9 protein-coding genes are annotated in these 14,377 nt (G+C 60.6%); 5 read left to right on the top strand and 4 right to left on the bottom strand.

Annotation, left to right across the window (positions count from 1 at the left end; all coding sequences use genetic code 11):
* Positions 1-315: 315 nt before the first annotated feature.
* The 4 genes from AC50YL_RS07165 to arfA all read right to left on the bottom strand — a co-directional run bounded on the left by AC50YL_RS07165 (position 316) and on the right by arfA (position 5,583).
* Positions 316-1,440 (bottom strand): Ger(x)C family spore germination protein, encoded by a 1,125-nt coding sequence (locus AC50YL_RS07165; RefSeq protein ID WP_494830541.1) that lies wholly within the window; start codon positions 1,438-1,440, stop codon positions 316-318.
* Positions 1,437-2,507, bottom strand: coding sequence for a GerAB/ArcD/ProY family transporter (locus AC50YL_RS07160; RefSeq protein ID WP_494830539.1), 1,071 nt, complete (start codon positions 2,505-2,507; stop codon positions 1,437-1,439). The genes AC50YL_RS07165 and AC50YL_RS07160 overlap by 4 nt, the downstream gene beginning before the upstream one ends.
* Positions 2,508-2,589: 82 nt before the next feature.
* Positions 2,590-3,987 carry a spore germination protein gene (locus tag AC50YL_RS07155; RefSeq protein WP_494830537.1) on the bottom strand — a complete coding sequence of 466 codons (1,398 nt, stop codon included), beginning with the start codon at positions 3,985-3,987 and terminating at the stop codon, positions 2,590-2,592.
* 78 nt (positions 3,988-4,065) lie between these two features.
* Complete coding sequence (gene arfA, locus AC50YL_RS07150) at positions 4,066-5,583, bottom strand: arabinosylfuranosidase ArfA (protein ID WP_494830535.1); 1,518 nt, start codon at positions 5,581-5,583, stop codon at positions 4,066-4,068.
* A gap of 164 nt (positions 5,584-5,747) precedes the next feature.
* Here arfA and AC50YL_RS07145 point away from each other — a divergent pair, with 164 nt between their 5' ends.
* From AC50YL_RS07145 to AC50YL_RS07125, 5 genes are all read left to right on the top strand, one after another.
* Entirely contained in the window at positions 5,748-6,656 is a 909-nt protein-coding gene (locus AC50YL_RS07145; RefSeq protein WP_494830533.1) for an ArsR/SmtB family transcription factor, read from the top strand.
* On the top strand, positions 6,657-7,622 hold the full coding sequence (locus tag AC50YL_RS07140) for a TRM11 family SAM-dependent methyltransferase (protein ID WP_494830531.1): 966 nt from the start codon (positions 6,657-6,659) through the stop codon (positions 7,620-7,622). It abuts the gene before it with no gap.
* 240 nt (positions 7,623-7,862) lie between these two features.
* On the top strand, positions 7,863-9,206 hold the full coding sequence (locus AC50YL_RS07135; RefSeq protein ID WP_494830529.1) for a response regulator: 1,344 nt from the start codon (positions 7,863-7,865) through the stop codon (positions 9,204-9,206).
* Positions 9,207-9,223: 17 nt separating this feature from the next.
* Positions 9,224-11,971: a sensor histidine kinase gene (locus tag AC50YL_RS07130; RefSeq protein WP_494830527.1), complete on the top strand. Its 2,748-nt coding sequence runs from the start codon at positions 9,224-9,226 to the stop codon at positions 11,969-11,971.
* A gap of 162 nt (positions 11,972-12,133) precedes the next feature.
* Positions 12,134-14,323, top strand: coding sequence for an RICIN domain-containing protein (locus tag AC50YL_RS07125; protein ID WP_494830525.1), 2,190 nt, complete (start codon positions 12,134-12,136; stop codon positions 14,321-14,323).
* Positions 14,324-14,377: the final 54 nt, after the last annotated feature.

The following is a 14,377-nucleotide window of genomic DNA, read 5'->3' as shown; positions in this document are numbered from 1 at the left end:
CCTCCGATAGATTATAAGATAGTTTCATACCTCGAAACAAAGTTTCATTATAATATCATTATACGTCCGCGACGGCCGGGATAGCCAGCCTGTTTTTCGTTACGCCCATCGTCGAACAAGGTCCGGCTATTGCGAAGGGCGCTGCTATAATCAAAGGCATTTTATTGCTATGGCGCAACAAAAACACATAAAGGCTATGGCGCAGCTGTGGACAAAAACATGCAATTGCGAAGGCACTGCGATAACACGAACACTCAATTGCAAAAAGCTGCCGCGCCTTCACGCGAACATGAAGGCGCGGCAGCTCTTTTGCGTTCAATTCTTGATGCCGTGCGAGATGATCTCGAACGACGTGGTGACGTCGAACGCCGTCTGCTTGTAATCCCGTTCCCAGTTCAATTTCTTCCATGCCTGCGGATGGAAGGCGATGAGCTCCCGGCCGATGCCGAGCGCATCGGAGTTGGCTTGCTTCAGCCGCTCCACGACCGCTTTGCTTTCCTCGCCGATCAGCTTGGCCAGCGCTTGGCCGAGCGCCGTTTTGGCGGAGGCTTCCGAGAGATCGGCGTAGGGGTACTCCACGATGGACGCTTTGAGCGCCAGATGCAGCTTGACCTTAACCTCTCCATCCCGCACGGATACCCGTTTCGTTCGCTTGGCGTGGAGGATGTTGAACGACACGGTAACCGGGCCGTCCCCCTCCTTCCCCGGAATCAGCACCTGCCGCGTGAGAACGCAGCTGCCGCCTTTCTTGTCGTCCAGCAGCAAGAAGAGGGAGGATTGATCCTGGGAAAGCGAATAACCGGTATAGCGGCGGTCGTTCATGAGCGCGATTCCTTTGACGTTGGCCTTGTTGCCTTCCTGAACGAGCAAGGGCAGGACGAAATCCCGTCCCTCGTCGAACAAGGTCGGGTAAAGGGAGTGCAGGGAGATGGCCGGGACGTCGGTCTCGTTGACCGCGCTGTCGAGGATTTTGCGCAAATATTCGCCCACGGTCGCCGATCCGATCCGCTCCAGACGAATCAGCTTGCTGGCATCGCCGGGGACGACGGCAAGCCGCGACTGCAAGGGATCGTTCGCGCTGCGGAGCGCGGAATCGAGCGTCACCGCCAAGTCGCGCCGCGCGAGCTTGTCGCCGATGAGGATGACCTGGTTCTTGGACGTGCCGATCGGCCCCGCGATCTGGAGCGCGATCTTCTTGAACAGGGATTCCTGCAGCGACCGGCCGCTCGCCACGATCACCTCGTGCGTCGGCTTCTCGCGCTCTTTGCCGCCCGGCGACTGGATGGTCACGTTTGCGACGACTTCCTGCTTCTCGTTGGTATCGAGCGAGGTCGCGTAGATCAGCTGCACGTTTTTGAGCTCGGTGTAGGCGCTGCAGCCGGAGCCGAGGGTTAGGAGCAAGGCGAGCGCCGCCGGGATGAAGGCCGCTTTCTTGGTCACGTCGGGCTCATCTCCTTGCGTCCCAGCAGCGCGGCCAAGGCCAGCAAGAGCACCGGAAACGCCAGCACGGCAAAGGTGGTATATTCGACGGCCTTGACGAGCAGCTGAATATTCTTCTCCGAGCGCCAGAAGAAGGCAACCGCGCAAACGATCGGCGCCAGGTACAGGACGGCCGTACGATGGCTGCCCCGGTGCAGCAGCGTGCTTGCGCCTTTGGCCGCGCCGTAGAGATATGCCGTCAGCGTCGCCGTGACCTTCACCAGCCAGACGGAGAGGAAGATCAAGTCCAGCCGCTCCAGGAACGGCAGCGAGATACCGCTCAGGTAGAAGGGCACGGGCTGCGGCGTCTGCCGGATCATTTCCGGACTGAAGTACAGGTCGCAGATAATGACGATCATCAGATAAAAGACCGAGATGGCCAGGTTCGACCACAACAGCGGGGTCATGAGGCTGCGTCCCTTCGCGTTCGCCTCGCCGCAAACGACAAGGAAGAATTCGAAGCCCAGGAACGACAGCAGGGCGCTCTTCATGCCGCCGGCGACGGGAAGCCAGCCGGATTGTCCGACGGGCAGCAGAAACCGGTAGTCGCCTTGGTTCGATCCGATAAACATGAGGATCACCAGCACGGCGATCAGGAACAGGATCAGCGTATAGTAACGCGCGAGGACGGAGACCTTCTGCCGGACGAAAAAAACGAGCACCGCGAAGTTCGCCAGGATGACGGGCCACGGACTTTCGAACGGCAGCAGCCACAGATCGACGAATCGCATCTCGAGCAGCAAGATGACGCAAGCGGTTAGGGTAAAATGCAGCACGTAGAAGGCCGTGAGCGTATTCCCCAGCCACCGGCCGAGAAGCAGGGGGGCGAATTCGAACAGATTCTTGTTCGGAAACCGCCCGGCGAGCAGGACGAAACAAACGAGAAGGAGCTGAACGGCCGCGCCGGTCAGCAGGATGGACATCCACCCGTCCGCGCCCGCGGCCAGGTGAAGGTCATAGGGAAACGTGATGACGCCGATGCCGATCTGCGTTTGCAGAACGACGGCGAATAGTTGAAACCGCGACACGCGCATGACCTCCTGACTTCTTGGGTGAACGGGGAACGTCCGGCTATTCTCGCCCGACATCCGGTGCCTTGTTGCCCGGCCGCTACCGGCGGCCGCGGACGAGCCTCTGGGGCAGCTGCGCGAGAGCGGCCAGCAATTGACCGGGCTTCAAAGGTGAGAATGGAGAGAAGTAAGGCACGCCGTACGTTTCCAGCGAGCACAGGTACATGGCGACCATGCTGAAGCTGAAGGCGATGCCGACGAAGCCCATGACCGCCGATGCGAACATGACCGGGACGCTCACGAGCCGAAGCGCCAGCCGCATCTCGTAGCTCGGGATGGCGAACGAGGCCACGGCGGTGAAGGCGATGACGACGATCATCGTCGTGGAGACGAGATTGGCGCGGACGACTTCCGTGCCGATGACGAGGCCGCCGACCGTCGAGAGCGCGGGAGATATCGATTTGGGCAGCCGAATCGCGGCTTCTTTGAGAAACTCGAGCACGATCATCATGAACAAGGCTTCCACGAGGGGATTCAAGGGCACGTTCTCGAGCGATGCCTTGAGCGAGAAGAGCAGATCCACGGGCAGCACTTCGAAATGATTGGAGACGACGGCGATGTAGACCGACGGCAGCGCGAGGGTGACCAGGGCGCCCAGCAGACGCAAGGTCCGCAGGAAAGTACCGTTCCACCAGCGCAGGTTGTAATCGTCGGCCGCTTGGAAAAACAGGACGAACGTGACGGGCAGGATAATGGCGAACGAGTAGCCGTCCACGAGAATCGCGGCTTTGCCTTCCATGAGATGCGCCGACGTGGTGTCGGGCCGCTCCGTCTGGTACGTTTGGGGAAACAGCGACCAAGGGAAGCGTTCCAGGATATCGGAGACATGCCCGGAAGTTTTGACGAACGGCACCTGATCGGATTCGAGCTTCGCAATGATCTCCTCGATCATCTTCCGGTCCGCGATGCCGTCCAGGTACAGCAGCGAGACGCGAGTCGGATTCCCGGTACCGAGCGTATAGCGCTCCTCGACCAGCCGCGGATTCGCGATCCGCTTCTGGATCATGGAGAGATTAACGCCGACGTCTTCGACGTACGCCTCTTGCGAGGCGCGAATGGTCTGCTCGTTCTGGGGTTCCGCGATGCTGCGGGCGTTGCTTTGCCGGACGTCGGCGAGCCATACGCCGGGTTCGCCGTCCATAAGGATGGCGCATTTCCCCTGCAGAAGCAGCAGGGCCGCCGCTTCGGGTTCGCGCGCCGCATCCAGCTGCACGATGGGCAGCAGGTCTTCGAACGCGGCCGCTTCCCCGGCAGCCAGAATCGGCTTCAGTATGTCTTGCTGAATCTTGTCGACGTCCGCGACGACAGTGTGATAGACGAGACAGCCCGATCGCCCGGCCAGCCGAAAATAACGGCAGTACAGGTCGTTCGGGCTGCCGAATTGCGCGAGCATTCGCTCGATGCGGCTATTCAATTCGTTGGCTTCTGATTTAGGCATGCGCTCATCCCGGTTTCCGGCTTGACATCTGCCCAGCTATATTTTCCAACCGAGGAAGAAGTTATGCATCGGCGCCGCTTAGCCGGCGGTCAGCTTCGCGCGGATCACGTTCCAGGACGCTTTGCCGAGCGAGGCGCGGATGCCGCTGCCGTCCGCCAGGGCGCTGCCGCGCGCATGCGGAGCGACGCGATCCGGCGCATCCTGCGTGTTGGCGGCTTTGAGATCGTCGCTCTCGAGCACGATGTGTTCGAGCACCCGGAAGTCGCCGAAGCTGCGCAGGTCGATGTCGAGCGGCAGCGATTCGCTCAGGTGGCGGTTGACCGCGAAGATTATCACTTCGCCGGCCGCTTCGTTATGCACCGCGACCGCGTCGAGGTACGGAACGTCGGTATAGTCCGTCGCGTCGTATTTCGGCGAAGTCACGAGCGGCACCAGTACCGTGCCCCGCCCGAAGACGCTGGCATGCATGTACGGGAAATAAATCGTCTGCTTCCAAGCGCCGCCGCCGTTGGCCGTCATGATCGGAGCGATGACGTTGACGAGCTGCGCCATGCAGGCCATCCGCACCCGGTCCGCCCGTTTCAGCAGGCTGATGAGCATGCTGCCGACGAGCAGCGCGTCCTCGTGATTATAGACGTCCTCGAGCTGCGGCGGGGCGATCGACCACGGCTCGAGCTTGGAATCGGCCGCGTTGGAGTGATACCAGACGTTCCATTCGTCGAAGGAGAGATGAACCTTCTTTTTGCTGCGTTTCTTCGCCTGGATGTAATCGCACGTCGCGATGACGGTATTGATAAAGGAATCCATGCCCATGGATTGGGCCAGGAAGTTCGCGGTGTCGTTGTCGCGGTTACCGTAATATTGATGCAGCGACAGATAGTCCACCTGGTCGTAGCAGAGATCGAGCACCGTGCGCTCCCATTCCGGGAAGGTCGGCATGGTCAGGCTGGAGCTGCCGCAGGCGACCAGCTCGATGGACGGATCGACCCAGCGCATGGCCTTCGCGCTCTCGGCCGCGATCCGGCCGTATTCCGCGGCGGTCTTGGCGCCGATCTGCCAAGGACCGTCCATTTCGTTGCCGAGGCACCAGGTCTTGATGCCGTGCGGCTGCTTATAGCCATGCTGCGCGCGCAGGTCGCTCCAGTACGATCCGGACGGATGGTTGCTGTATTCCACGAGCTGCCGGGCTTCTTCGGGTCCGCGCGTGCCCAGGTTGACCGCCATCATCGGGGCCGTGTTCGCCTTGCGGCACCAGTCGACGAATTCGTTCAGGCCGATCAGGTTCGGCTCGACCGTGCGCCAGGCCAGCTCCAGGCGTTTCGGGCGAAGCTCAGCGGGACCGACGCCGTCCTCCCAATTGTAACCGGATACAAAATTGCCGCCGGGATAACGGACGATCGGGACATCGATGCCTTTGACCAGCTCCAGCACGTCCCCGCGGAAGCCCTGCTCGTCGGCCGACGGATGCCCCGGTTCGTAGATCCCGCCGTATACAGCCCGTCCTAGATGCTCGATGAACGAACCGTAGATTCGTTTATCCACCTCGCCGATCGTAAAATCTTTGTCCACGACCATTTTCGCTTTCATTGACACCATGGCTCACCTCGTTGTTTAATTAATAATAATATTAACTACTTAATATAATTGCGTTTCTAAACTTATTAAACATCATCCCCTCAACCGCACGCAAGCTTTTCTTTCCCCCAAAATTGAATTAATATAATGGTTAACTTAACTTGTGCTAAATCGGAGTGAATAGGATGATACGCGCGAATTTGGACCGAAAATGGCTTCCCCTCTACGAAGCGCTTGCGAGCGACGTGCGCCTGCGCATCCTCGAGCTTCTCTCGGCCGAGCCCATGAACGTGAAAGAACTGGCCGCGGCGCTCGGCCTCAGCAGCGCCATCGTGACGATGCATACGAAGAAGCTGGAGAAGGGCGGCCTGATCCAAACGAAGCTCGTCCGGCGGGGCGGAGGCACGCACAAGATTTGTTCATTGGCCGTAAGCCTGGTCGAGCTGACGATTCCGCAGGCCGTCGGCGAGAAGCGGGAATATCAAGAGGTGGCGGTGCCGGTCGGGCATTATACCGGCTTCGAGGTGCATCCGACCTGCGGGCTCGCCACGACGGAGCGGGTCATCGGGCAGTTCGACGATCCCCGGTTTTTCATGGAGCCGGAGCGGATGCACGCGCAGATTCTCTGGTTCGGCAAAGGCTTCGTCGAATACCGGATTCCCAATTACGTGCTGCCGGGCCAAACGCTCGAGGAAATCGAAATTTCGTTCGAGATCGGATCGGAAGCGCCCGACGTTCGGGTGGACTGGCCGTCGGATATCCATTTCTATCTGAACGACACGCTGCTCGGCGTCTGGACGAGCCCGGGCGACTCCGGAGAAGGGCGCGGCAGGCTGACGCCGACCTGGTGGACCGTCAATCAATACGGCTGGCTGAAGGTGATCCGCATCACGAACGCGGGCACCTTCATCGACGGACAGCGGCTCTCCGGGGTGACGCTGCAGGATATCGTCAGGGCGCGCAACGATTGGCAGCTCCGTTTCGCGGTTCCCGAGGATGCCGAGCATGTCGGCGGACTTACCCTTTACGGCGAAGGCTTCGGCAATTACAATCAGTCCATCCTCTTCCGCACGTACCGGAGCGGAGGAAACTGAATGAGTGGGAATATGCAATTTGAGACAGGCGGTACCTATCTCTATCCGGTCGCCTCGCATGAGGACGAAGACGAGTTATTCCGCATGGAAATGCGCGCTTTGTTTGGCGCCGAGCCTTCGGGCGGTTGTGTGATAATCGATAAAAAGATCGAACCGAGTCGAAGTCCGTTCATCCGGGGCCGGCTGAGCGTCATGCTCTGCGCCAAGGATCCGCTTGGCATTGCCGAGCAGGTCGGCGATGCCGTCAGGCTGGACGGCCGCACCTTCAAGGTGTCGTTCGTCAGCGGAGACGCGGATTACGACAGCCAGCGCGCCGCCGAGAAGGAAGTCGGCTGGCGGATCCGGGGCAAGGCCGACATGCGCATGCCCGAGCGGCTGTTCGGCCTCGCCTACGCGCAGGGCCGATATTGGTTCGGCGAATACGAGAAGAGCGAAGCGGTATGGCTGCGGCATAACGGCAAGCCGCAGCCGTACTCGACCGCGCTCGGCACGCGGGTCGCGCGGGCGGTCGCGAATATCGCGGCGCCGGCTATTCGGGCGGGCCTGCGCGTCGTCGATCCGTGCTGCGGCATCGGCACGGTGCTGATCGAAGCGATGTCGATGGGCATCGACATCGTCGGCTTCGACCTGAATCCGCTCGCGCTGAAGGGCGCGCGCATCAACCTGGCGCATTTCGGCATGCCGGACGTCGTGAAGCGCGCCGACATGCGGACGCTGGAGCCGGGCGTGGAGGGCCCATACGACGCGGCGATCCTGGATTTGCCGTATAATCTCTGCTCCGTGCTGCCCGCCGAGGAACGGCTGGCGATGCTCGGCAGCGCGCGCAGGCTGGCCCGCCGCGTCGTTATCGTCACGACGGAACCGATCGATGACGCCGTCGCGCAGGCCGGCTTGACGATTACGGACCGATGCGTGGTTCGCAAAGGCAAGTTCGAGCGTCAGATCATCGCCTGCGAGAGGAACTGAGGCAGGTAGTAGAGTTGCAAGCGAGCAAGGGGATTGAAGCAGCAAGCCGCCATTTATCGCAGAAGGATTATCAAACAGGGGCCGATATTTCCAGCCCCGAACCTATCGAACGCCGGGAAGTTCCGAGCGCGCTCTTTTTCCAATCTGAATCTTGTCGGGCGGGCTTGGCCGCAGTACACTGGAATCAATCTAACAAGGCTGTGACTTACTGGCACCGATAAGGGCAGGGGGAATCGCAACGTGTACAAATTGCTGATCGTGGATGACGAGAAAGAGATTCGCGAGGGCTTGGCGACGTGGTCGTGGGATGCGGTCGGGATCGAAGTGGCGGGCTGCTGCTCGCACGGTTTGGAAGCGCTTCAATTTGTCGAGGAGCGTCCCGTCGACATCGTCGTGACGGACATCCGCATGCCGTTCATGGACGGCATCGAGCTGATGACCGCCCTGAACGCGCGCTATCCGTTCATTCGCGTCGTCATTCTTTCCGGTTACAGCGATTTCGAATATGCGCAGAAAGCGTTGAAGTACGGCGCGATCGATTATTTGCTCAAGCCGCTGCAGTTTCAAACGCTGCACGATACGTTCGCGAAAGCGGTGGAACGGCTGCGCGAGGAGAAGCAGGCGGAATTCCGCGTAGCCGTGCTGAACCGCAAGGCGGAGATGCTCGCGCAGGTGCTGCGCGCGGATTTTCTGCGGCGCTTGTTCCAGGAGCGGCTCTCGGAGCTGGACCTGGAGGAGGGCTGCTCGGGCGGCGAGGTGCTGCTCGGGGGCGGCCGCTGCGCGGTTGCGGTATTTCGCCCGAACCGCCTGGCATCGCCCGTCCCGGGCATGGGAGACAAAGAGAAGAAGCTCCTCGCGTTCTCGCTGGATAATATTCTGACCGACTTATGGGAAGGCAAGGAGCTCGGCTATCACTGGGTGAACGCGCAGACGGGCGAAGCTTACGTGCTGTGCACGAAGCCGGATGCCGAGACGCATTTCGCCGAGCTGCTGCCGCAGTGGCGCAAATACAGAGGGCTGTTCAAATCCGCCTTCTCCGGCGGCATCGGCCATGCGGTCGATTCGCCCGCGGACATCTGGTTATCCGCGCAGGCAGCGTCGTTGGCGCTGGCCGGGAACGCCGAGGAAGGAACGCTTGCGGCGTCCCGGCCAAGCCCGGCCGCCAAGCGGCCCGAGCCGCTCGTTCTCGCAAGCAAGGATCAGGCGGCTGCTTCCTTGGACAAGAGCGTCGATGCCAGCGCGCCTGCCGTCGCGACGGAGGAACCGGTCAGCATGCTGCTGATGCAGGCGAAGCAGTACATTCGGGCTAATTTCAACCGCAGCCTGACATTGAAAGAAGTCGCGGATCAGGTGCACATCTCCGGCAGCCATCTGTTCGCGCTGTTCAAAAACTCCGGTCAAACCTTCCTTAGCTTTCTGACGGCCATCCGATTGCAGCGAGCCATGGAGCTGCTCGGCGGCACGAACCTCAAAATCTACGAAATCGTCGAACAGGTCGGCTATTCCGATCCCGCGTACTTTACCGAAGTGTTCAAGAAATACACCGGCCGCACGCCGCATGAATACCGCAGCAAATCGAGGTAACCCCGGAGGGACACGGCATGATCAAACGATTCGGTCCGACGCTGAGGCGGATCGTCATTCTCGCGGCGGCGCTCACCCTGGTTACGCAGCTCGCGCTGGCGTACATCGGCCTCACGTACATGGATGCGATCGACAAGTCGCTGCACGAGAAGCGCTCGCAGGACATGCTCTACCAGTTTCAGCAGAACGTGCTCGTCCAGCTGAACAACATCGATAATTTGATGCTGCTGCTCCAGACGCCGGAATTCAGCGATTATTACAAGAATCTGATGCGGCTTCGCGCGGACGACGTCGCGGCCTTGGGCGCGCAGGAGCTGCAGACGAAGTTCGATACGCTGGATCTCTCGCCGGATTCGGTGCAGGCGGTCTATTTTCTGGGGCAGAGCTTCGTCCAGCGGTCCATGGCGCAGAAGATCGCCTCCTCGACGTTCGCGGATCTGCCGCGGCTCGATCAGGACCGGCTGCATTATGCGAAGCTGGACAAGCTGATCCTGCCGGACCGCGAGCAGCTGACGAGGTACACGCAGGCGGATTTCGAGCGGGCGTTCCGCACCGGCAACCCCATGCTGGAGAAAGCCGACATCAAACAGCTGAAAGCGTTCATGGCGGATCTCCAGGACCGTCTCGTGTTCTCGAACGGCAACGAGAACGGGGTGCTCACCATCCTCGTGCTGAGCGACCGCTTCTTTCAGCAGGCGATTCCCGAGAAGTCGCCGGAGGGATCGTATTTCTCCGTCATCGGCAAGGACAAGCGGCTGCTGTGGACGACCGCGCCCTCGAATCCGCTGAGCGATCCCAAGAAAGCCGTCTTGGCGAGCGCGGAGACGGAAGCGCGGAACGTCGCCCCCTACAATAACGCGATCAAACAACTGTCGCCTTTCAATCTCAGCATCGTCTATACGGACAAGGACGGCGAATCCGGCGCGTTCAGCGGCGAACGCGTCTACCAAGTGGCGATCCTCTCGCTGTTTACCCTGCTCGTTACGGTGCTGTTCAGCTACGTCTACCTGAAGCAGGTGTTCAAGCCGTTCCGCATGATCTCGAAGCAGATCAAGAGCTTCTCGCTCAGCAACGATTGGCTGCTGCGGACGCTGCCGGACGACCTGATCAAGAAAGGGTTCCACGCCGTATCCATGCGCAACAAAATCATTCTCGCGCTGATCGTGGCGGTCGGCTTGCCCGCCGTGTCCGATGGCATCCTCTACGCCTGGCTGTCGCAGCACGACATCAAGCGCGAGATGCAGACGTCCGTGGACGTGACCGGCCGTTTCTCGGCGGTCAGCATTCATAACCGGCTGCAGTTCACGGAGACGATCCTCAAAGAAATCTCCGCCAGCCGGCAGCTGCAGGATTACGTGACGAACAATTACACGACCCCGCTGCTGACGGGCGGACTCTCCCCGAGTCTCCTCATGTATCCGGGCTTGAACGACATCTCGTACTTCGTCCTGCTCGACGAGAACGGGAACTGCATCTATTCCTCCATCTTCTCCAACAACAAAAGCGCCTTCAACACCGACACGGATTATTTGACGGACCGCGACGATCCGTATTGGATCTCGAATTACAAGAACGTCTTCAATCCGATGTCGACGGCGCTCGTGAAGCGGCTGGAAGGACCCGGATTGAACGGGGAGGCGACCTATCTGCTGATGGTGCCGAAGCAGTCGATCTTCGAGAGCATCGATTCCGGTCTGATCAATACGTCGTACGCCATTTCCGACGCGCAAGGCCGCTTGATCTACGAGTCGCGCGCGAACGGCGCGGGCGACGATACCGGGAGCTACGCCTACATGAGCGGCATACCGAATACCGACTGGAAGCTGTCGATCGGCTTCGTGTTCAACGACGTGCTCGAGAAGAACCGGGAGTATCAGCAGCAGTTCTTGCTGTTCACCTCCATCGTCCTGCTGCTGTCCGTCGCCGTGGCGATCGCGATCGCGATCCAGCTGGTCAAGCCGATCCACCGGCTGAAGGAAACGATGCTGCGGGTCGGCGAAGGCGATCTGTCCCTGCGGCTCGAGGATGTCGACAATACGGAAATCGGCGGCATCGTGCGCAGCTACAATCGCATGATCGATCAACTCGACCGCGTCATAAGCGAGGAGAACGACCTGATCGCGATGAAGACAAGGGCGGAGCTCGACATGCTGCAGGCGCAGATCAATCCGCATTTTCTGTACAACACGCTGGAAGTCATCAACATGCGGAGCATGAAGAGCGGCAATCTCGAGGTGAGCGCGATCGTCGGGGCGCTGGCGGATTTGTTTCGCTACAGCATCGCCAAGGGCTCGGGCATCGTGGAGCTGGAGAAGGAGCTGGCGCATGTCGCCAATTACGTCACCATCCAGCAGATCCGCTTCGGCCACAGCTTCGAAGTGGAGTACGACGTGCCGGAGGAGCTGCGTGGCATGTCGATCGTGCGTTTCGTCCTGCAGCCGATCATCGAGAACGCGATCAAGCATGCTTTCGAGGGCTGGGAGGAAGGCGGGCGGATCGTCATCTCGGCCGCGGCCGCGGACGGCATGCTGAAGGTGCGGATCGCCGACAACGGCATCGGCATGGACAAGGAGACGCTGACGCATGTCCGGACCGACATGGAGCGGGAATACGGGAAAGCGCAGAGCGAAGAGAACGGCATCGGACTGCGCAACGTGTACCAGCGGCTCAAGCTGATTTACAAGGAAGGCACGTCCATGACCATCGAAAGCGCGGAAATGCGGGGCACGACCGTCACGTTGACGGTGCCGCTGCACAACGCGTAGCAAATTCGCAAGAAATACCCTTGAAATCGGATGATCGCCATATTAATCGCCGCTTCTACTTGTGCTATCCTGTAACCGTATTTTGGTTCAGGAGGGGAGGGGTCCGCGAATCGAACGCAAGGATTCATAAACTTTTGAGATCAAAAGGAGATGAAGATTGCAATGAAGTTCAGCGGAAAGAAAGCGATGGTGAAAATGCTGTTGATCGCGCTTCTGTTGTCCGTGCTGCCGATCGCCTACGGCATCGCGGACGCATCGCCGCTGCCGACGGGATGGACGAACGCCGACATCGGCGCGACGGGCGTGGCGGGCAGCTCGGATTACGACACGACGAACGGAACGTTCACCGTGAAAGGCGCGGGAAGCGACGTGTGGGGCAAGAACGATTCGTTCCAATTCGCCTCGACGCCGCTCAGCGGCGACGGCAGCATCGTCGCCAAGGTCGCGACGATGCAATACACCCAGGCATGGGCCAAGACCGGCATCATGATTCGCAACGACAATTCCACGGGCTCCGTCCAGTTCTCGATCTTCTCGACGATGAACGGTCTGCTCATGGTGTACCGGAACGCGGTCGGCTCAGATGCCCAAGGCGTGCAGGTAGGCGGCGTATTCTCGCCGGTCTGGCTGAAGATTACGCGCGCGGGCAACGTGTTCACGGGCTACTACTCCGCGAACGGCACGAGCTGGACGCAGATCGGCACCCCGCAGACGATCGCCATGGGCGCGAACACGCTGAGGGGGCTGGCCGTGACGGCGACCGACACGACGCAGCTCAATACGTCCACGTTCACGGACGTTAGCGGTACGACGACGACGCCTCCGCCGACGGGCACGACGTATTACAAAATCCCGAGCCGCTGGCTGTCGACCCAGTATCTCTACGACGGCGGCGCGCGGGTGAACTACGGCACGGGCAGCGGCGATACGTACCTCTGGAGTCTCGAGGACGTGCCCGGCGGATACTACCGGATCAAGAACAAATCGACCGGCGAATACATGGAGATCAGCGGCGGCGCGACGCAGGTCGCCACCTCCAACATCGCGTCGGCCAATACGACGAGCCACTGGGCGATCAATGCGGTAGCCGGGCAATTCTTATCGATTATGAACCGGTCCAATAACGGGTTTCTCAACGTGGAGGACCAGTTCGGCTACCCGACGGCCAACCGGACTACGGTTCCAAGCGATGGCAATTGGTGGTCGGAACAATGGAAGCTCCAGTATGACAGCGGTCCGACGCCGCCGGCGTTCTATCCGCAGAATATGGTGTCCGTCTCGTCGCCGGCCTACGGCGCGAACGTCAGCGGCAATACCACGATCAACATCGTGGCGCCGGGCCTGACGACGGCGACCGCCAAGAGCTGGCTGCCCGGCGGCACGTACGGCTCCGACAGCACCGTCGCCACGGTGACGCTGGACGCTTCGGGTCACGGCTCGTTCGTCTTCCCGGCGAACAGCTATCCGCACGGGCCGATCTCCGTGCGCATCACGGGCACCAACGGCAGCGTGTCGGACACAAGCTATCTGCAGCTGTACAACACGGGCGGCATGACCTGGAACGAGGGCATGCCGTCGACGGCGCCGGCGCAGGCAAGCGGCATGTCGCTCGTGTTCTCGGACGACTTCAATACGATGCCGTCGATCTCCGGCAACGGCAGCGGCGCGACGTACGCCGCGCATAAGCCGGGCGGCGGCGATTTCGGCCTCATTCCGTTCGCGGATCCGACGGGCACGGGCAATCCGTTCTCGCAGGTCGGCACTTACTTGCGCATCCGGGCGGACGCCAACAAGAACACGGCCGGCCTGATTTCCTCGCTCAAGCTCGACGGCACGGGCATCACGGCCCAAGCGCCGGCTTACTTCGAAGCGCGCTTGATCGGTCCTTCCGCGCCCGGCAGCTGGCCGGCGTTCTGGCTCATGACGAAGAACACGTACCAAGGGCTGTCCGTGCCCGCGGATGAGCTGGATACGATCGAGGCTTACGGCGGGGGCGGCGCCGGCAATCCGAACCAGGATTACGGCTACTGGACGTCCTCCCATACCTGGAATTACACGAGCACGGTCACGGGCGGCATCTACCAGCAGCAGCCGATGAACACCATCGGCGGAGGCGGAGGCTGGGCCATGACGCCGCATGTCTACGGCACGAAGATCACCTTGACGGATACGATCTATTACCTCGACGGCATCGAGGTCGGGCGCCATCCGACGACGGATCTCTCCAAAACGCAGCCGTTGTTCTTCATGCTCAACCTCGCTGCGGGCGGCAACGGCTGGCCGATGGACCTGTCCCGCTACAACGGCACGATCGACATGTACGTCGATTACGTGCGCGTGTATAAGCAATAAACGCGAAGGCTGCCTGTAGGCTCGAAAGGGCTGCGGGCGGCCTTTTTTCACGCA

The organism is Paenibacillus sp. J22P277 (assembly GCF_059383675.1).
The sequence above is the reverse complement of the archived record's forward strand: the minus strand, read 5'-3'. Positions and strand labels throughout refer to the sequence as shown.

Coding starts and splice junctions, on each gene's coding strand:
- AC50YL_RS07155 (WP_494830537.1), bottom strand. CDS start 3,987: ATGCCTAAATCAGAAGCCAACGAATTGAATAGCCGCATCGAGCGAATG.
- arfA (WP_494830535.1), bottom strand. CDS start 5,583: ATGGTGTCAATGAAAGCGAAAATGGTCGTGGACAAAGATTTTACGATC.
- AC50YL_RS07145 (WP_494830533.1), top strand. CDS start 5,748: ATGATACGCGCGAATTTGGACCGAAAATGGCTTCCCCTCTACGAAGCG.
- AC50YL_RS07140 (WP_494830531.1), top strand. CDS start 6,657: ATGAGTGGGAATATGCAATTTGAGACAGGCGGTACCTATCTCTATCCG.
- AC50YL_RS07130 (WP_494830527.1), top strand. CDS start 9,224: ATGATCAAACGATTCGGTCCGACGCTGAGGCGGATCGTCATTCTCGCG.
- AC50YL_RS07125 (WP_494830525.1), top strand. CDS start 12,134: ATGAAGTTCAGCGGAAAGAAAGCGATGGTGAAAATGCTGTTGATCGCG.